This window comes from Streptomyces piniterrae, from assembly GCF_005048155.1.
Classification (GTDB): Bacteria; Actinomycetota; Actinomycetes; order Streptomycetales; family Streptomycetaceae; genus Streptomyces; species Streptomyces piniterrae.
Genome location: NZ_SUMB01000017.1, coordinates 121,075 through 139,672, shown reverse-complemented (window position 1 = coordinate 139,672; position 18,598 = coordinate 121,075). Strand labels below are relative to the sequence as shown.

Sequence of the window (18,598 nt, the reverse complement as noted above, 5' to 3'; positions counted from 1 at the left end):
CGATCCGTCTCAGCCGTAACCGGGCGCGCGGTCAGCCGTAGCCGAGGGCGTGCAGCCGTTCGTCGTCGATCCCGAAGTGGTGCGCGACCTCATGAACGACCGTCACCTCGGTCTCCGCGACGACGTCCTCGCGCGTCTCGCACATCCGCAGCGTCGGCCCCCGGTAGATCGTGATCCGGTCCGGCAGTACGCCGGCGTACCACTCGCCGCGATCGGTCAGCGGCGTGCCCTCGTACAGCCCGAGCAGGTCGGGGTCGTCGGCCGTGGGCTCGTCCTCGACGAAGACCGCCACGTTGTCCATCAGCCGGGTCAGCTCCTGCGGGATCCGGTCCAGCGCCTCGGCGACCAGTTCCTCGAACTCCTCACGCGTCATTTCCAGCACACGCCCATTCTCCGCCACCACCCCCCGGATCCGTTCGCCGAGGACCCGCATCCGGTCCGCCAACCGGAGCGCCCGCTCCCCGATTGACGCCCACCACGGCCGGGCATACCGGACCAATGGACCGCGTCACGCGCTCCCGAGGAATGACCACCGACAACCGCCGAAACCGCCTGCTCCGGCCGCTCCGTGCCCGGCTCTCCGGCGTACGAGGCCTACCCCGCGCCGTCCGCCGCGGCTACCGCGCCCGCCGTACGGCCCGCACGCTCACCCTCGACGAGCCCCCGCATCCCTACGGGCGCGCCCTGGGCCTGATAGCCGTCACCCTCCTCGGCGGCTGGCTCGGGCTGCTGGTGATCGGCGCCGTCCACGCCCCCGTAGGCCCGATGGACACCCGTATGACGCTGCGCCCCTCGCTCACCGGCGGCACCCGGATCAATGTCTCGCCCCTCGGCGACCTGGAACTCGGCACCCACTACGCCCCCGTACGGCTCGACGTCGATGTCGACCGGCTGGACCCGGTCCGCTCCCAGGAACTGGTCGACCACCCCGACCGGTTCGCCGGGCTGCAGGCCGAGGTCACCCGCGACGTCACCCGCAGCGCCGCCGACCTCGTCCTGCACTCCTGCGTCGCGGTGGCGTCCGGCGCCACCGCGCTGGGCCTGGCGGTCTACCGCCGACCGCGCCGCGCCCTCGCCGCAGGCGGTCTCGCACTCGCCCTGCTCGGCGCCTCCGGCGCATCCGCGTACGCCACCTGGAACCCGGATTCCGTGCTGGAACCGAAGTTCTCCGGACTGCTCTCCTCGGCCCCGTCCGTGGTCGGCAACGCCCGCAACATCGTCAGCGAATTCGACGTCTACCAAAAGGAGTTGGCGCGCCTGGTCACCAACGTCACCAAGCTCTACGACGCCACCTCGACACTCCCCGTCTACCAGCCGGACCCCACCACCATCCGCGTCCTGCACGTCTCGGACATCCACCTCAACCCCGGCAGCTGGCGGATCATCGCCTCCCTCGTCAAGCAGTACCGGATCAACGTGATCATCGATACGGGCGACACCATGGACCACGGCTCGGCCGCCGAGAACCACTTCCTGGACCCGGTCTCCACCCTCGGCGCCCCGTACGTGTGGGTGCGCGGCAACCACGACTCCCGGAGCACGCAGAAGTACCTGACCGGCCTCAAGCACGTCACGGTCCTCGACGAGGGGCGGGTCGCCCAGGTGGCGGGGGTGCGGATCGCGGGCGTCGGCGACCCGCAGTTCACCCCGGACCGCTCCGTGGTGGCCGCCGGCGACCCCGCGGAGCGCACCGCGGGCGGCCGGCTCGCCGACTCGCTGCGCACCCAGCGGCTGGCCGGCACCCCCGTCGACATCGCGCTCGCCCACAACCCGGTCGCCGCGACCGAGGCGGACGGCCTGGTCCCGCTGGCGCTGGCCGGGCACCTCCATCACCGCGAGCGCAGCAGGCTCCCCCAGGGCACCCGGCTGATGGTCGAGGGTTCGACGGGCGGCGGCGGGCTGCGCGCCGTGCAGAACACCAAGCCCGAGCAGGTACGGGCGTCGGTGCTCTATCTCGACCGGAAGACGCGGCTGCTGCAGGCGTGGGACGAGATCACGCTCGGTGGCCTCGGCCTGTCCCGCGCCGAGGTGAGCCGCCACCTCCCCAGGGAGAACCAGCCCGGTGCCGGCCCGTCGCCGACCGGCTCGCCGAGCCCGGCGCGAGAGGGGTCGGGGACGCCTTCACACGGCCCCGGGTAAACCGTTTTGGCGAACGGTCCTCCCATCCCATATGCTTCTCACGTCCCCGACGGCGCCGGTAACGACGCCAAGGTGGCCACCAGCCCTCATCGTCTAGTGGCCCAGGACGCCGCCCTTTCAAGGCGGTAGCACGGGTTCGAATCCCGTTGGGGGCACGCATCACCGTGTGTGAGAATGGTTCAGGCCGCTTTCGCACAATGCAAGGTCCTGTGGAGCAGTTTGGAGTGCTCGCCACCCTGTCAAGGTGGAGGCCGCGGGTTCAAATCCCGTCAGGACCGCTGCGGCTGGGTAGCTCAGTTGGTACGAGCGATCGCCTGAAAAGCGATAGGTCGCCGGTTCGACCCCGGCCCCAGCCACACCCCTTGGGAGAGGCCCCGATCCACCGGATCGGGGCCTTCTTCGTTCCTACTCGGCGACCGCCGCGCCACCGTCGCCCTGGGGGTCCCAGAAGATCAGCCGGGCGCCGCCGGTGATCGCCCCGGTCGACGCCAAGCCCAACGCGAAGCGGACGTAACGCATCGGGCCCTCCCAGTCCTGCGGAGGCCCGAAGGCCAGCCACGCCGCACACGCGATCCCCGCGGCCATCGCCACGACCCCACCCAAACGCCGTATTCCAGTAACCATGGCGGCATCCTCGCACCGGGCCGCGACAGCACGGCCGGAATAACCGGCGGGAGCGACGCACGGCTCAGCCGGCGGCCGCCCCATGGGCCGGGGCCTCCTCGCGGCCACCCGGATGGCGGTGCCGCCAGACCCAGAAGACCGTGCAGGACAGCACCGACCAGCCGGCCAGCACCAGGAACGGGAAGGCGTGCTGGTAGCCGCCGAAGTAGACCGCGGTGTGCTGGGCGTTGACCGACGCACCGGGTGGCAGCCAGCGGCCGATGTGGCCGAGAACGGACGGCAGCAGTGGCCAGGAGACCGCGCCGCCCGGTGGGAGGCACCTCCCATGCCCTCAAGGACAGGGAGGTGCCCAGCAGCACCATGAGTCCCCAGGTGGGGAGGATCGCCCAGAGCGCGTTGAACATGTTGAACCCTCCCCCAGCGAAAGCAGGGGGATTCCTGGCTCACGCTGCTCGATCGCTCAGCGAGCGAACGAGTCTTACGCGATCAATACCAGCCGGGTTGGAACCAGCCCGGTTGCCCAGTAAGGCAAGGAGTTAGCGCGTGCTTGGCTCTCGCTACGCACCGCGTGCAGCCTATCCGGTCAGGGCTGAGGACCGGGGCATTCTCGAAAGAATCCGGCGGAACAGCGCGAGGCCGCGCGGATCGCCGTGCTGGAGCGGTTTCACGTCCCGGATGCGGACGTCCAAGCCGGCCGTCGCGCCGACCTTGGCGCCCGCCTCGGCCAGCAGCAGGGCCACCGACGCGCCCGAGGCCCCCGACACATCCAGCTCCACCCCCTCGCCGCCGGCCCGCAGGATGGCGAACTCCCGCTGATCGTCGACGGCCCTCCTGGCCTCCCCGTAGGTGGCGTACTCGGTCAGCTTGAGCGAGGCGTTCAGCGCCCGCTCCATCCCGGCGACGAACGTCTTCTGCTGCGGGGCGTGCCCGGGGCCGACCACCGCGGTCGGGATGTGCCGCGGGGCCGGGTTCGCCATGGCGTAGGTGTACGAGCCGGCGAACAGGCCGGCGGCCGCGGCGAGGATGAACATCAGCACGGTCGCGGGCAGGAACGGTGATCTCCTGAAGGCCGCCCACTTGCCGGCCAGGGGGGAGGGCTCGCCGCGCTGATCAGACATGCGAACACGCTAAGCCACCCATGACGGACATTCCCGGCAGGATCTCCGGGCCCCTCCCGGGGGCCCGCCGCCGGGGTTCCGGCCGTCGTCGGCAAATCGTTCGCCAGTAATTTGCCTGAGGTGAGATCCTGGGGGACGTATGTCCAGTCAGCCTGCCCCCGCCCTGCCCGACGGCGCCGCTCCCACCCTGCCCGCTCTGCTTGAGCGACTGCCCGAGCTGACGCTGCGCGACCAGCAGCGGCTGGGGCGACGGCTCGACGGCGCGCGCCGGATCCGCAAACCCGAAGCCCGCGCCGCCGTGCTCGCCGAGATCTCCGGCGGCATCGAGGAAGCGGAGCTGCGGGTCGCCCAGCGGCGCGCCGCCGTACCCGCGATCACGTACCCGGAAGAACTCCCGGTCAGCCAGAAGAAGGACGAGATCCTCGCCGCGATCCGGGACCACCAGGTCGTGATCGTCGCGGGTGAGACCGGCTCCGGCAAGACCACGCAGATCCCCAAGATCTGCCTGGAACTCGGCCGGGGCGTCCGCGGCCTCATCGGGCACACCCAGCCGCGCCGGATCGCCGCGCGCACGGTCGCCGAGCGGGTCGCCGAGGAGCTGAAGACCCCACTGGGCGAGGCGGTCGGCTGGAAGGTCCGCTTCACCGACCAGGTCGGCGGCGAGACCCTCGTCAAGCTGATGACCGACGGCATTCTGCTCGCCGAGATCCAGACGGACCGCGAGCTGCGCCAGTACGACACGATCATCATCGACGAGGCCCACGAACGCAGCCTCAACATCGACTTCATCCTCGGCTATCTGGCGCAGCTGCTGCCCAAGCGCCCGGACCTGAAGGTGGTCATCACCTCCGCGACCATCGACCCCGAGCGGTTCTCGCGGCACTTCGGCGACGCCCCGATCGTCGAGGTCTCCGGGCGCACGTATCCGGTCGAGGTCCGCTACCGCCCGCTGCTGGAAGAGGGCGGACAGGACTCGGACCGGGACCAGATCACCGCGATCTGCGACGCCGTCGACGAACTGCAGGCGGCGGGGCCCGGCGACGTCCTGGTGTTCCTCTCCGGGGAGCGCGAGATCCGCGACACCGCGGACGCGCTCAACAAGAAGGCGCTGCCCGCCACCGAGGTCCTCCCGCTGTACGCCCGGCTGTCGCACGCCGAGCAGCACCGGGTCTTCCAGCGGCATTCCGGCCGCCGGATCGTGCTCGCCACCAACGTCGCCGAGACCTCGCTGACCGTGCCGGGCATCCGGTACGTCATCGACCCGGGCATGGCGCGAATCTCCCGCTACAGCTTCCGCACGAAGGTGCAGCGGCTGCCGATCGAGCCGGTCTCGCAGGCCAGCGCCAACCAGCGCAAGGGCCGCTGCGGCCGTACCAGCGACGGCATCTGCATCCGGCTCTATTCCGAGGACGACTTCCTCACCCGGCCGGAATTCACCGACGCCGAGATCCTCCGTACGAACCTCGCCTCCGTCATCCTGCAGATGACCGCGGCGGGCCTCGGCGACATCGAGAAATTCCCGTTCATCGACCCGCCGGACCGCCGCAACATCAAGGACGGCGTCGATCTGCTCAGCGAGCTCGGCGCGCTCGACACCAAGCAGAAGGACCCCAAGAAGCGGCTCACCCCGCTCGGCCGCAAGCTCTCCCAGCTGCCGGTCGACCCGCGGCTGGCCCGGATGGTGCTGGAGGCCGACCGCAACGGCTGCGTCCGCGAGGTCATGGTCATCGCGGCGGCGCTGTCCATCCAGGACCCGCGCGAGCGGCCCTCGGACAAACAGCAGCAGGCCGACCAGCAGCACGCCCGGTTCAAGGACGAGACCAGCGACTTCCTGGCGTTCCTCAATCTGTGGCGCTATGTCCGTGAGCAGCAGAAGGCGCTGTCGTCGTCGGCGTTCCGGCGGATGTGCCGGACCGAGTTCCTGAACTATCTCCGGATACGCGAGTGGCAGGACATCTATTCCCAGCTGCGTACGGTCGTCAAGACCATGGGCGTCCATCTCTCCGAGGAGGACGCGGCACCGGACCACATCCACACCTCGCTGCTTTCCGGTTTGCTTTCGCATATCGGGCTGAAGGATACGGACGCCAAGAACGAATATCTGGGCGCCCGCAGCGCCAAGTTCGCGGTCTTCCCCGGCTCCGCCCTCTTCAAGAAGCCACCCCGCTGGGTCATGTCCGCGGAGCTGGTGGAGACCTCCCGCCTGTGGGCGCGGGTGAACGCCAAAATCGAGCCGGAGTGGGTCGAGCCGCTGGCCCAGCACCTGGTGAAGCGCACGTACAGCGAGCCGCACTGGGAACAGAAGATGGCCGCGGTGATGGCCTACGAGCGGGTGACGCTCTACGGCGTCCCGCTCGTCGCCCAGCGCAAGGTCACCTACGGCCGGATCGACCCGGAGACCTCACGCGACCTGTTCATCCGCAATGCGCTGGTCGAGGGCGACTGGCGCACCCACCACCAGTTCTTCCATGACAACCGCAAACTCCTCGGCGAAGTGGAGGAGTTGGAGCACCGCGCGCGGCGCCGCGACATTCTCGTGGACGACGAGACGCTCTTCGACTTCTACGACCAGCGCATTCCGGCGGACATCGTCTCCGGCGCGCACTTCGACGCGTGGTGGAAGAAGCAGCAGCGGGAAGAGCCCGAGCTCCTGAACTTCGAGCACTCGATGCTCATCAACGAATCCGCGGAAGCCGTCACCAAGGACGACTATCCGGATTCCTGGCGCCAGGGAAAGCTGAAGTTCAAGGTCACCTACCAGTTCGAGCCCGGCGCGGACGCGGACGGCGTGACCGTCCATGTCCCGCTCCAGGTCCTGAACCAGGTCTCGTCCGAGGGCTTCGACTGGCAGATCCCGGGTCTGCGCGAGCAGTTGGTGACGGAGCTGATCCGGTCGCTGCCCAAGCCGATCCGCCGCAACTACGTCCCGGCGCCGAATTTCGCGGCCCGCTTCCTGGACTCGACGGTGCCGCTGCAGGGCGCCCTGACCTCGTCTCTGGCGGCCGGGCTGCAGCGCATGGTGGGCGTACCGGTGGAGGCCGCCGACTTCGACACCGGCAAGATCCCCGACCACCTCAAGATCACCTTCCGGGTGGTCGACGAACGGCGCCGCAAGCTCGCCGAGGACAAGGACCTCGAAGCGCTGCGGCTGCGGCTCAAGCCGAAGACCAGGGCCGCCATCTCCAAGGCGTTCGAGCAGGCCGCCGAGCGGCCCGGCAAGGGCGGCACGAGCGGCGCGGGCGACGGCCCGGCACTGACCGGCCTGGATCAGCGCACCGGGCTGACGTCCTGGACGATCGGCGCGCTGCCCCGCACCTTCGAGACCCGGCGCGGGGGCCAGCCGCTGAAGGCGTACCCGGCGCTGGTCGACGAGGGCAGCAGCGTCGCCGTACGGCTCTTCGACACCGAGGCGGAGCAGCTGCAGGCCATGTGGGCGGGCACCCGCCGGCTGATCCTGCTCAACGTCCCCGCCAACCCCGCGAAGTTCGCCCAGGACAAGCTGAGCAACCAGCAGAAGCTCGCGCTGTCCCGCAATCCGCACGGCTCCATCGCGGCCCTCTTCGAGGACTGTGTGACGGCCGCCGCGGACCGGCTGATCGCGGCCCGGGGCGGCCCGGCATGGGACGAGGAGTCCTTCCGGAAACTGTTCGACGGGGTGCGGGCCGACCTGGTGGACGCGACGCTGCGGACCATCCAGCAGGTCCAGGAGGTGCTGGCCGCCTGGCAGGCGTGCGAGCGCCGGCTGAAGGCGACGACCTTCCCCTCGCTGCTGCCGTCGCTGACGGACGTCAAGGAGCAGCTGGCGGCCCTGATCAAGCCGGGCTTCGTGACCGCGCACGGCGCCAAGCGGCTGCCGGACCTGATGCGCTATCTCGTGGCCGCCGACCGCCGGCTGCAACAGCTGCCCACCAACGCCGAGCGGGACCGCAGCCGGATGGCGAAGATCAAGGAGATGCAGGACGAATACGCCTGGCTGCTGGAGCAGTTCCCGCAGGGCCGCCCGGTTCCCGCGGCGGCCCGGGAGATCCGCTGGATGATCGAGGAGCTGCGGGTGAGCTACTTCGCGCATGCCCTCGGGACGGCGTATCCGGTCTCGGACAAGCGCATCGTGAAGGCGGTGGACGCGGCGGCGCCCTAGGGAGGCCGCTCCCCGGCATCGAGTTCGACCGCACCCCCTGACCTGCTGTACAGTCTTGCTTCGCAGCCCGCCGAACAAGCGGGAGGCGAAAAGCAAGGTCCTGTGGAGCAGTTTGGAGTGCTCGCCACCCTGTCAAGGTGGAGGCCGCGGGTTCAAATCCCGTCAGGACCGCATCTATCAGGGCCCGCACCGTCTTCGGTTGCGGGCCCTGATGCTGTCGACGGCCCGTATCCCTGGATGCGGGCCGTCGTGCTGTTGGTGCGCCGGCATCGTGGGTGGGGTCCGCGGAGCCCGATCCGGCACCCCGAAATTCCGTCAGGACCGCGGCGACTTCCGGCCGGACTCCTGGGCGGGTGGCGGCCGTGATCGGCGACCGGAAGGCGTCGTTCACCAGGGCGGGGGCCGTTGCACGTTGTGGCCCGAAGGCTGCTCCCGGTGACGGGCGGGCCGTTCGGTCGTCTTGACTGCGGCACGTACCGCCGGTACTCACAGAGGAAACGCAGGGCCGGGGAGGTGCGTGCGATGACGACAGCGGCAAGGCACGAGACCAGGGCGCTGTTGCGCGCCCATCTGGCGGCCGCCACGGGCTACCGCCATCTGACACGGCACTGCCCCATCTGTCATCAGCTGCTGCGGCTCGCCATGGAGCCCCACAGGGCCCGCTCCGGGCCCGCGGCGCCCACCGCCGCCTCCACGTCCTCCCAGCCCGTCTGCGGGACGCCGGCAACGGAGGACGAAAGTCCCCCGGCCCGGTGACCATCGGCGCCTCCCCCACCCGCCGCGCACCGGCACGCTGTTGAGTGACGGCGTGGCGTGCGGCGTCGAGTGACGGCGTGGCAAGTTCACTACAGCAGTGGTCGTGCCGCATTCAAGCACCGCACCGTGTGACGGGAGTCACCGAACAACTTTTACGGGATGGGGAACTTACACCCGTCCTACAACCAGTCAATTTAATATGTGCAATTGCACCACCCTCCAGCGGCCCCGGAACGAGACCGCCGGGTCCGCCCGGACAGGCCCCCTGAGGAGCCCTGAAGGCGCCCTGGCCGCCGTCCGGAGTGACACCGGCGCCGGGTTGACCGGAGCGCGCCGAGCGGCCCGCGAGCGGGCGTACACACAAAAAAGATCGCGCTGGACCCGGCGGAGTCCAGCGCGATCGGTGACGTACCCAGATGGAGCGGGTGTGGGGCCTGTTGGGGCAGGCGCCGCGTCGGTGGAGCTGAGTGGAGCTTGGTGGAACAGGTGGAGCTAAGTGGTGCCAAGTGGGCATTTTCGGGTTGGGGGAGCCGAAAACAGCCTGGCTATGCGGTTATTCAGGCCTCGCTGCGCTGCTGCGGGATACCCGCGAGCAGTGCGCGGACCTCAGCCTCGCGGTAACGCCGATGCCCTCCGAGCGTGCGGATGGACGTGAGCTTGCCTGCCTTGGCCCAACGGGTCACCGTCTTCGGGTCCACGCGGAACATCGTGGCAACCTCGGCAGGGGTAAGCAGCGGCTCGGCGTCAGGGGTGCGAGCGGTCATGAGCGGCCTCCTCGGGAGAACCGAACCATCACGGTTCTTTCCTCTAAATTCTGCACCTTGACCCACGTTGCCCGAAATGGCGGACGCGGGCCGAGTCGGTTATAGGACGAACGGCTTGTCCTCGGCACTACAACTACACCATCTGTCCAGCCACGTCGGCCAAACCGATGGAATTGCCCTCTCAGGTGTTCAACCTCGACGGAAGCCGATGGACTAGGCCATAACGGACAGTCACGCTGCCGTGACGATCAGTCACAGCGTGATCAGCCGCCACGAGGCAACACAAGAAACGCAAGAGCGATCTATCCGCCCTTAGTTGGACGGAAGGAGCCCTTGTCAGGCTCCTTGTCCTATTTTGGCACGAGGGTATGGCTTGGGGGCAAGGCCCGAAGTCAGTGCTTTAGGTCACGCTTGTGGCAATCGCCCGGATCAGGACCTACGTCCCATGTCATCGACCCACCGGCAATCAAACCCAGCACATCTTTTCGGACCATGGCTCGAATGCCCAGGTTTGCCGAACACAATCCTTTATGGCACTCAACTGGCGAATTGGCGCTCTCGCACCGCACGCCACCGCTCCGACAGCCGCTCGTACGCCGCGCCGGCGCGCTCACCGTCCCCGTCGCGCAGCGCCGCCAGCCCCTCCGCCACCTCCGCGGCGGAATGATCCTCGGCGAGCTGCCCCTCGGGCACCGCGTGCACCAGACCTCCGTAATCCAGCTCGACGACCGAACGCGGATGGAATTCCTCCAGCCACCGCCCCACATCTACCAGGCCGTCGATCAGCGGCCCTTCTTCCAGGGCGTCCCGCAGCGTCCGCAATCCGCGGGCGACCCGGCGCCGCGCCTGCACCATCGGCGTCCGGTAACGCAGCAGCGGCCCTTCGTCACCCTTCGTGTACTCCCGCTCCGAGTCCTCGAACAGGACGAACCAGCGGACGGGGACATGCCAGCCGGCCGCGCGGATCCACGGCCGGGCGTCCGGGTTGCGCTCCCGCCACTGCTCGTAGTCGGTGGCCGCCTGCCGGCGCACCACCGGGGGCAGCGCCGCGTCCAGCACCGAGGCCGGCAGCAGCTCCTCCAGCGCCTCCAGGGCCTGCCAGCCGCGCAGCCGGGTGCGCCACGGACAGACGCAGGTCACCCCGTCCACGACGGCGACGAACGCGTCGGCGCTCTCATGGACCGGCACCGGCACCGGCGGGGTGGGCAGCAGATCGGCCAGCGCCCGGCGCTGCTCGTCCTGAGCGGTCGGGGTGTGCCTACGCTTGGCGTAACGGGCCCAATGGGAGCGTTCCGGCTCGGAGAATGCTGCCAGCGGCTCGTAGACCCGCAGATATGCCGCATACGGGACCTTCACCGACGACGCCAAGGCCACGCCCGCTCCTTCAAAGGGAAGTCCACCGCCGGGAGTTGCCTACCCCCGCCCGGCCTGGGATACGGCAGATCGTCCCACGCCCGTACCCCACGAGTGGGTGATCCTCGGCACCTGGCCGATCAGTACACCCCGGAGGTCTTACGCTCTTCCCGACCGGCCCTCCCCACCCGCAGGAGGGCGTCCTCCGCGACTTATGGGAGTCACCACAGTGACCGACGTACGTCCTGCCTCCGTCAGTGCCGACGGCGGCGTTCTGCACACCCTGTTCCGAACCGAGCAGGGCGGCCATGAGCAGGTCGTTCTCTGCCAGGACCGCGCCAGCGGCCTCAAGGCCGTGATCGCCATCCACAGCACCGCCCTGGGTCCGGCCCTGGGCGGCACCCGCTTCCACGCGTACGCCTCCGAGGAGGAGGCCGTGCTGGACGCCCTCAACCTCTCGCGCGGCATGTCCTACAAGAACGCGCTCGCCGGGCTGGACCACGGCGGCGGCAAGGCCGTGATCATCGGTGACCCCGAGGTGCTCAAGACCGAGGAACTCCTGCTCGCCTACGGCCGGTTCGTGGCGTCCCTCGGGGGCCGCTATGTCACCGCGTGCGATGTCGGCACCTATGTCGCCGACATGGACGTCGTCGCCCGTACGAACAAGTGGACCACCGGCCGCTCGCCCGAGAACGGCGGCGCCGGCGACTCCTCCGTCCTGACCGCCTTCGGCGTCTTCCAGGGCATGCGCGCCTCCGCCCAGCACCAGTGGGGCGACCCGACGCTGCGCGGCCGCAAGGTCGGTATCGCGGGCGTCGGCAAGGTGGGTCACCACCTGGTCGAGCATCTCCTCCAGGACGGCGCCGAGGTCGTGATCACCGATGTCCGCGCCGAGTCGGTGGAGCGGATTCTCGCCCGGCACCCGGAGGTGACCGCCGTCGCGGACACCGACGCGCTGATCCGCACCGAGGGCCTGGACGTGTACGCGCCGTGCGCCCTGGGCGGCGCGCTGAACGACGACTCGGTGCCGGCGCTGACCGCGAAGATCGTGTGCGGCGCGGCCAACAACCAGCTCGCGCACCCCGGCGTGGAGAAGGACCTGTCCGACCGCGGCATCCTCTACGCGCCGGACTACGTCGTGAACGCCGGCGGGGTCATCCAGGTGGCCGACGAGCTGCACGGCTTCGACTTCGACCGGTGCAAGGCCAAGGCCACCGAGATCTTCGACACCACGCTGGCGATATTCGCTCGTGCGAAGGCCGACGGAATTCCGCCGGCCGCGGCGGCCGACCGGCTGGCCGAACAGCGGATGGCGGAGGGCCGACGCGGCTGACCCGGCCCGCGATCACCGGCGTGTCGGGCGCGATTTCCGGTCGGAGAGGCCGAAATGCGCCGGATGCGCCGAAAAAACGGCCGTGTGCGACCCGCCACGGGTGGTTGGGGAGACATCCCTCACGACCCGTCGGCGGGTCGCCGTACAGGACAGGTTAAAATCGCAGTTGACCAGCGAGGAAAGGGTGCCTCGCGGGTCGTGCCGAGCGGCGGGTGATGCGGGCGACGTACCGTATGGCCGCGGAAGCAGGTACCGTTGAAGCCCTACGAGCCGGTCTCTCCGTCGAGAGTCCGCTCTGCATCGTGAACGCGTTCAAGACTCTGGGGCCATCGAGCCCCGTCATTGAGGGGGTCGACCCATGGGGCGCGGCCGGGCCAAGGCCAAGCAGACAAAGGTCGCCCGCCAGCTGAAGTACAGCAGCGGTGGGACGGATCTCTCGCGACTGGCCGACGAGCTGGGAGCATCGCCGTCGAACCAGCAGCCTCCGAACGGGGAACCGTTCGAGGATGACGAGGACGACGACCCGTACGCACGGTACGCAGAGCTGTACAACAACGATGACGACGAGGAGGACGAGGGCGACTCGTCCCAGCAGCGTCGTCGCGCCTGACGCCGCCGCGCGTACACGGCTCTGACAACAGCACCAAGGACCCGGTCCTGGGCATCACGCCCGGACCGGGTTCTGCGCTGCCCGGGGGGGCCGCCGCTGCGACGGCCCCCCGGTTCAGCTGACACAGCTCGCGGCCGCATCTACTTCGAATACGCACCGGTCAGGGTCACTGCCTCGGCGTGGTCACCGCGCTCGACGATCTCCCCGCTGACCCAGGCGTCCACGCCCCGGTCGGCGAGGGTGGTCAGCGCGACGTCGACCGCCTCCTGGGGCACGACGGCGATCATGCCGACGCCCATGTTCAGGGTCTTCTCCAGCTCCAGGCGCTCGACCGAGCCGGCCGTGCCGACCAGGTCGAAGATCGCGCCCGGGGTCCAGGTGGAGCGGTCGACCGTGGCGTGCAGACCGTCCGGGATCACCCGCGCGAGGTTGTTGGCCAGGCCGCCGCCGGTGATGTGCGAGAAGGCGTGGACCTCGGTCGTACGGGTCAGCGCCAGACAGTCCAGCGAGTAGATCTTGGTGGGCTCCAGGAGCTCCTCGCCGAGGGTCCGGCCGAACTCCGGGACGTCCTGGTCCAGGGCCATCCCGGCCCGGTCGAACAGCACATGGCGGACCAGCGAGTACCCGTTCGAGTGAAGTCCGGACGACGCCATCGCGATCACCGCGTCGCCCGTACGGATACGATCCGCGCCCAGCAGCCGGTCGGCCTCGACCACGCCCGTACCGGCGCCGGCGACATCGAACTCGTCCACGCCCAGCAGGCCCGGGTGCTCGGCGGTCTCGCCGCCGACCAGCGCGCAGCCGGCCAGGACACAGCCCTCGGCGATGCCCTTCACGATCGCCGCGACCCGCTCGGGGTAGACCTTGCCGACGCAGATGTAGTCGGTCATGAACAGCGGCTCGGCGCCGCAGACCACCAGGTCGTCGACGACCATGCCGACGAGGTCGTGGCCGATGCTGTCGTACACGCCCATCTTGCGGGCGATGTCGACCTTCGTGCCGACGCCGTCGGTGGCCGAGGCCAGCAGCGGGCGCTCGTACCGCTTCAGCGCGGACGCGTCGAAGAGGCCGGCGAAGCCGCCGAGCCCGCCGATCGCCTCGGGGCGGGTGGCCTTCTTCACCCACTCCTTCATGAGGTCGACGGCACGGTCGCCGGCTTCGATGTCGACGCCCGCGCTCGCGTAGCTGGCACCAGTGGTCTCGGACATGGCGGAGAACTTTCGTGTCGTGTGTGTACGAGCTCTACGGGCGACGCAGCGCGTCGGCCCCGCCGACCCCGGCGGTGAGCGTCTGGACGCCGTCCACATCGGACTTCGCGGGACCGGCGGTCTCCGACTCCAGAAGGTGCTTGCCCAGCAGCTCCGGGTCCGGCAGCTCCATCGGGTACTCGCCGTCGAAGCAGGCGCGGCACAGATTCGGCTTGGCGATGGTGGTCGCCTCGATCATGCCGTCGATGGAGATGTACGCGAGGGAGTCGGCGCCCAGCGACTTGCCGATCTCCTCGACGCTCAGCCCGTTGGCGATCAGCTCGGCGCGGGTGGCGAAGTCGATGCCGAAGAAGCACGGCCACTTGATCGGCGGCGACGAGATCCTGATGTGGACCTCGGCGGCGCCGGCCTCGCGGAGCATCCGCACCAGGGCGCGCTGGGTGTTGCCGCGGACGATCGAGTCGTCGACGACCACCAGGCGCTTCCCGCGGATGACTTCCTTGAGCGGGTTGAGCTTGAGCCGGATACCGAGCTGGCGGATGGTCTGCGACGGCTGGATGAACGTCCGGCCGACGTAGGAGTTCTTGACCAGGCCCGAGCCGTAGGGGATGCCGCTGGCCTCGGCGTATCCGACGGCGGCCGGCGTGCCGGACTCCGGCGTCGCTATCACCAGGTCCGCGTCGGCCGGCGCCTCGGCGGCCAGCTTGCGGCCCATCTCCACCCGGGAGAGGTACACATTGCGGCCGGCGATGTCGGTGTCCGGGCGGGCGAGGTAGACGTACTCGAAGACACAGCCCTTGGGGCGGGCCTCGGCGAACCGCGAGCTGCGCAGCCCGTTCTCGTCGATGGCGACCATCTCGCCGGGCTCGATCTCCCGGATGAAGCTGGCGCCGCAGATGTCGAGGGCCGCGGTCTCGGAGGCCACCACCCAGCCGCGCTCCAGGCGGCCGAGGACCAGCGGGCGGATGCCCTGCGGGTCACGGGCGGCGTAGAGGGTGTGCTCGTCCATGAAGCACAGCGAGAAGGCACCCATGACCTTGGGGAGGACGCGCGGGGCGGCCTCCTCCACGGTCAGCGGCTTGCCGTCCTCGTCGACCTGGCCGGCCAGCAGCGCCGTCACCAGGTCGGTGTCGTTGGTGGCCGCGACCTGCGTCGCCCGGCCGCCCTCACGGGGCAGCGCGGCGACCAGCTCCGCCAGCTCGGCGGTGTTGACCAGGTTGCCGTTGTGGCCGAGCGCGATCGAGCCGTGCGCGGTGGCACGGAACGTCGGCTGGGCGTTCTCCCACACCGAGGCACCGGTCGTGGAGTAGCGGGCATGGCCCACGGCGATATGGCCCTGGAGGGAGCCGAGGGAAGTCTCGTCGAAGACCTGGGAGACCAGGCCCATGTCCTTGAAAACGAGGATCTGGGAGCCGTTGCTCACTGCGATGCCCGCGGACTCCTGTCCACGGTGCTGCAGCGCGTACAGCCCGAAATAGGTGAGTTTGGCGACCTCTTCACCCGGAGCCCAGACACCGAAGACGCCGCAAGCGTCCTGGGGGCCCTTCTCGCCGGGGAGCAGGTCGTGGTTGAGTCGTCCGTCACCACGTGGCACGCCACTGAGTCTAGGGCAGGTCGCGGATTCATCCGAACCGGGGATGGGCGCGGAGCTGGAGGAGTGCATGAACGCGGTGTTAAGCGTGCTTGACTCCGCGCCTTGATCACGGCCAGGATTTCCGCTCATGCAGACCCCGCAGCCCTTGGCGCACCTGGTGTGTCGCCGGGTGCGCCGCCTCGCGCCGCCCCTGGTTCGGCGCCGCCACATCGACCTCGGTCGCGTCGCCGGCGCCCTCTGTCGCTGCGCATCCGCCGCGTAGCCGCGCGTAGCGACTGCCCTCGTCGGGCACTTCCGCTACCGCCTCTGAGCTGCGCCTTCTCTCACCTTTTCGCACTCGCCCGGCATGCCGGGGTCATTCCGTATGCCCCTTGTGCCGCATACGGCCTCGTCCTGCCCGTGTGAGATACGCGACGCCCTCCTGCCCACCCGTCGCCCGCCGCCGTCCCCGGGGGCCGACGTACCGCATCACGGCCCAACACCACCTCTTCCGGAGCGCCGAAACGATGTCTTCCGTCGACCCTGCCCGCCCTCCCCGCCCGTCCACGTCCGCCGCGCCCACCGCGCCCGAGAAGTCCGGCGAAAGCCCCGGCGAAAGCCCCGGCGCCTCCGCCGGCTCCGCCATATCGCGCCGCACCTTCGGCGGCCTGGCCGGAGGCGTGGGCGCCGCGGCCGCCATAGGCGGGCTCGGCACCGTGGCGGGCGCACCGAGCGCCGCCGCCGAGGAGCCCCGGTCCCAGGAGCGGGCGTTCCGCGCCGCACCCGGCCGCCGCTCGCGCCGCCCCAACGTCCTCTTCATCCTCGGCGACGACCTGGGCTGGGCCGACCTGTCCTCGTACGGCGCACCGGACATCCGCACCCCGCACCTGGACCGGCTGGCCCGCCAAGGTGTCCGCTTCACCCAGGCGTACGCGGGCTCCGCGACCTGCTCCCCCACCCGCTTCTCCCTCTACACCGGCCGCTACCCCGGCCGTACCGAAGGCGGCCTCGCCGAACCGATCGCCGACAAGAGCGTCGGCCTCGCCCCCGACCACCCCACCCTCGCCTCCCTGCTGCGCGACGCGGGCTATGCGACGGCGCTGATCGGCAAGTGGCACTGCGGCTATCTCCCGGACTACAGCCCCACCAAGTCGGGCTGGGACACCTTCTTCGGGAACTTCGGCGGGGCGCTGGAGTACTACTCGAAGCTGGGACTGGCCGGGGAGTACGACCTCTACGAAGGCGATGCCGAGTACCAGGACCTGCGCTACTACACGCGGATCATCACCGAGCGGGCGGTCGACTACCTCACCGGGCGAGCCGCGAACGCCAAGAACGCCCAGAACGCCAAGGACGGCCAGAACGCCCGGAACACAGCCGGGCGGCGTACGGACCACCCCTGGCTCCTGAACCTGAACTTCACCACTCCCCACTGGCCGTGGATCGCGGACGGCGACACCGAGGAGAGCGCGAAGATCGTCCGCCGGATCAAGGCGGGCGAGCGGGGCGCACTGTGGCACCAGGACGGCGGCTCACTGGCGAAATACCGGGAGATGGTCGAGGACCTGGACCGGTCGATCGGCGAGGTGCTGGCCGCCCTCAAACAGTCCGGCCAGGAGGAGGACACCCTCGTCTTCTTCGCCAGCGACAACGGCGGCGAGCGCTGGTCCTACAACTGGCCGCTCTCCGGGAACAAAGCCTCGCTCCAGGAAGGCGGCATCCGGGTGCCGACCATCGTGCGCTGGCCGTCCCGGCTCGACGGCGGCCAGGTCAGCCATGAGCCGGTGTTCACCCCGGACTGGACGGCGACCCTGCTGGAGATCGCGGGGGCCCGCCCGGACCGCGCGCACCCCCTGGACGGTACGAGCCTGGCGGGCTACCTGCTGCGCGGCGAGCCGCTCGCCGAGCGCGATCTGTTCTGGCGGGTACGCGGCGAGCGGGCGCTGCGCCGCGGCGACTGGAAGTACTACCGGGGCAAGGACGGCAGGGACCGGCTCTTCCACGTGACGAACGATCCCCGCGAACAGGCCGACAAGGCCGCGGACGACCAGCAGCGGCTCGGGCGGCTGCGGGCCGCCTGGGAGGCGGTGGACCGGACACTGCTGCCCTACCCGAAGGCATGACACCGCAGCCCGCCGGCCGGCGCCGTACGGCAACCCCCGTCAGCTGAGCACGGGCAAGTACGTGCCGATGTCGGCCCGCTCGCCGCTGGCACTGACGGCCGCCGCCTCCAGCGCCTCGCCCCACGCCGTACGGCCGGTGGCGAGGCGCAGCCAGGTCAGCGGATCGGTCTCGACGACATTCGGCGGGGTGCCCCGGGTGTGCCTGGGCCCCTCGACGCACTGCACGACGGCGAACGGCGGAACGCGGACCTCCACCGACCCGCCGGGCGCCTTCACGGCGAGCGCGTCGGCCAGGAGGCGGGTGGCGGTGGCCAGCGCCTGACGGTCGTAAGCGATCTCCACACCGGTCGCCGCCACCAGGTCGTCGGTGTGCACGGTCAGTTCCACACACCGGGTGACCAGGTAGTCGGACAGCCGCATCGCACCCATCCTGGTGATCACCAGCCGGTCGTCGGAGGCCGACGGGAGCACCTCGGCGAGCTCCTCGGCGGTGCGCTTCAGCAGCTCGGCCGGGTCGTTCGCGGCGGCCAGCGCACGGGTGTCGTCGTCGATGCCGGACGCCAGCGGGGCGGTCGCGAACGGCCAGTCCAGCAGGGCGATCTCCAGCCGCGGCGGGGCCGGCTGCCGCAGATTGCGCGCCACGCTGCCCACCGCCAGGCACACATGCGCCACCAACTCCCGCACCGTCCAGTCGCCGAGCCGCGTCGGCAACGCCAGCTCCGCCGGCGTCAGCTCCCCCACGGCCGCCCGCACCTGCCCGAACTGGGCGGTCACGGCGGCACGCGTCTTGGCGGGGTCGTAGCTGCGGGTGCGGGACTTGCCGCGGGCGGGAGGCATGGCGCCGAGGCTACTGCGGCCA

15 protein-coding genes and 4 tRNA genes are annotated in these 18,598 nt (G+C 70.1%); 11 read left to right on the top strand and 8 right to left on the bottom strand.

Going from position 1 to position 18,598, the window contains the following annotated elements:
- Nucleotides 1-31: 31 nt before the first annotated feature.
- Nucleotides 32-382, bottom strand: coding sequence for a metallopeptidase family protein (locus tag FCH28_RS35475; RefSeq protein ID WP_187364001.1), 351 nt, complete (start codon nucleotides 380-382; stop codon nucleotides 32-34).
- A 116-nt stretch (nucleotides 383-498) separates the two neighbouring features.
- On the opposite strand from FCH28_RS35475, the gene FCH28_RS35470 reads away from it, so the two are divergent.
- The 4 genes from FCH28_RS35470 to FCH28_RS35455 all read left to right on the top strand — a co-directional run bounded on the left by FCH28_RS35470 (nucleotide 499) and on the right by FCH28_RS35455 (nucleotide 2,495).
- A complete protein-coding gene (locus FCH28_RS35470; protein ID WP_425472068.1) occupies nucleotides 499-2,139 on the top strand; it encodes a metallophosphoesterase family protein in 1,641 nt (546 codons plus the stop codon).
- An 82-nt stretch (nucleotides 2,140-2,221) separates the two neighbouring features.
- Nucleotides 2,222-2,294, top strand: a tRNA-Glu gene (locus tag FCH28_RS35465).
- A gap of 48 nt (nucleotides 2,295-2,342) precedes the next feature.
- Nucleotides 2,343-2,417, top strand: a tRNA-Asp gene (locus tag FCH28_RS35460).
- A 4-nt stretch (nucleotides 2,418-2,421) separates the two neighbouring features.
- Nucleotides 2,422-2,495, top strand: a tRNA-Phe gene (locus FCH28_RS35455).
- Nucleotides 2,496-2,544: 49 nt separating this feature from the next.
- On the opposite strand, the gene FCH28_RS35450 is transcribed toward FCH28_RS35455, so the two are convergent.
- Entirely contained in the window at nucleotides 2,545-2,763 is a 219-nt protein-coding gene (locus tag FCH28_RS35450; protein ID WP_246103478.1) for a hypothetical protein, read from the bottom strand.
- Nucleotides 2,764-3,338: 575 nt separating this feature from the next.
- Nucleotides 3,339-3,881 (bottom strand): hypothetical protein, encoded by a 543-nt coding sequence (locus tag FCH28_RS38745; protein WP_222852478.1) that lies wholly within the window; start codon nucleotides 3,879-3,881, stop codon nucleotides 3,339-3,341.
- Between the two features lie 139 nt (nucleotides 3,882-4,020).
- Between FCH28_RS38745 and hrpA the strand changes: the two genes are divergently transcribed.
- The 3 genes from hrpA to FCH28_RS35430 all read left to right on the top strand — a co-directional run bounded on the left by hrpA (nucleotide 4,021) and on the right by FCH28_RS35430 (nucleotide 8,775).
- Nucleotides 4,021-8,019 (top strand): ATP-dependent RNA helicase HrpA, encoded by a 3,999-nt coding sequence (gene hrpA / locus FCH28_RS35440; protein ID WP_136744526.1) that lies wholly within the window; start codon nucleotides 4,021-4,023, stop codon nucleotides 8,017-8,019.
- 96 nt (nucleotides 8,020-8,115) lie between these two features.
- Nucleotides 8,116-8,190, top strand: a tRNA-Asp gene (locus FCH28_RS35435).
- 351 nt (nucleotides 8,191-8,541) lie between these two features.
- On the top strand, nucleotides 8,542-8,775 hold the full coding sequence (locus tag FCH28_RS35430) for a DUF6274 family protein (RefSeq protein ID WP_136744525.1): 234 nt from the start codon (nucleotides 8,542-8,544) through the stop codon (nucleotides 8,773-8,775).
- 557 nt (nucleotides 8,776-9,332) lie between these two features.
- Here FCH28_RS35430 and bldC read toward each other — a convergent pair.
- Nucleotides 9,333-9,539, bottom strand: coding sequence for a developmental transcriptional regulator BldC (gene bldC, locus FCH28_RS35425; protein ID WP_003949541.1), 207 nt, complete (start codon nucleotides 9,537-9,539; stop codon nucleotides 9,333-9,335).
- Nucleotides 9,540-10,076: 537 nt separating this feature from the next.
- Nucleotides 10,077-10,913 carry a DUF8083 family protein gene (locus FCH28_RS35420; RefSeq protein WP_136744524.1) on the bottom strand — a complete coding sequence of 279 codons (837 nt, stop codon included), beginning with the start codon at nucleotides 10,911-10,913 and terminating at the stop codon, nucleotides 10,077-10,079.
- Between the two features lie 193 nt (nucleotides 10,914-11,106).
- On the opposite strand from FCH28_RS35420, the gene FCH28_RS35415 reads away from it, so the two are divergent.
- A complete protein-coding gene (locus tag FCH28_RS35415) occupies nucleotides 11,107-12,225 on the top strand; it encodes a Leu/Phe/Val dehydrogenase (RefSeq protein ID WP_136744523.1) in 1,119 nt (372 codons plus the stop codon).
- Between the two features lie 358 nt (nucleotides 12,226-12,583).
- Complete coding sequence (locus FCH28_RS35410) at nucleotides 12,584-12,835, top strand: DUF3073 domain-containing protein (protein ID WP_136744522.1); 252 nt, start codon at nucleotides 12,584-12,586, stop codon at nucleotides 12,833-12,835.
- Nucleotides 12,836-12,975: 140 nt separating this feature from the next.
- On the opposite strand, the gene purM is transcribed toward FCH28_RS35410, so the two are convergent.
- Together purM and purF are read right to left on the bottom strand one after the other, a co-directional pair.
- A complete protein-coding gene (purM, locus tag FCH28_RS35405) occupies nucleotides 12,976-14,043 on the bottom strand; it encodes a phosphoribosylformylglycinamidine cyclo-ligase (protein WP_136744521.1) in 1,068 nt (355 codons plus the stop codon).
- Between the two features lie 34 nt (nucleotides 14,044-14,077).
- Entirely contained in the window at nucleotides 14,078-15,637 is a 1,560-nt protein-coding gene (gene purF / locus FCH28_RS35400; protein ID WP_136744520.1) for an amidophosphoribosyltransferase, read from the bottom strand.
- Nucleotides 15,638-15,764: 127 nt separating this feature from the next.
- On the opposite strand from purF, the gene FCH28_RS40175 reads away from it, so the two are divergent.
- Both FCH28_RS40175 and FCH28_RS35395 read left to right on the top strand, forming a co-directional pair.
- Nucleotides 15,765-15,899 carry a putative leader peptide gene (locus FCH28_RS40175; protein ID WP_425472067.1) on the top strand — a complete coding sequence of 45 codons (135 nt, stop codon included), beginning with the start codon at nucleotides 15,765-15,767 and terminating at the stop codon, nucleotides 15,897-15,899.
- A 244-nt stretch (nucleotides 15,900-16,143) separates the two neighbouring features.
- On the top strand, nucleotides 16,144-17,739 hold the full coding sequence (locus FCH28_RS35395; protein ID WP_136744519.1) for a sulfatase family protein: 1,596 nt from the start codon (nucleotides 16,144-16,146) through the stop codon (nucleotides 17,737-17,739).
- 39 nt (nucleotides 17,740-17,778) lie between these two features.
- Here FCH28_RS35395 and FCH28_RS35390 read toward each other — a convergent pair whose 3' ends face one another.
- Nucleotides 17,779-18,576, bottom strand: a complete 798-nt coding sequence (locus tag FCH28_RS35390; RefSeq protein WP_136744518.1) for a maleylpyruvate isomerase family mycothiol-dependent enzyme — start codon at nucleotides 18,574-18,576, stop codon at nucleotides 17,779-17,781.
- Between the last annotated feature and the right edge of the window lie 22 nt (nucleotides 18,577-18,598).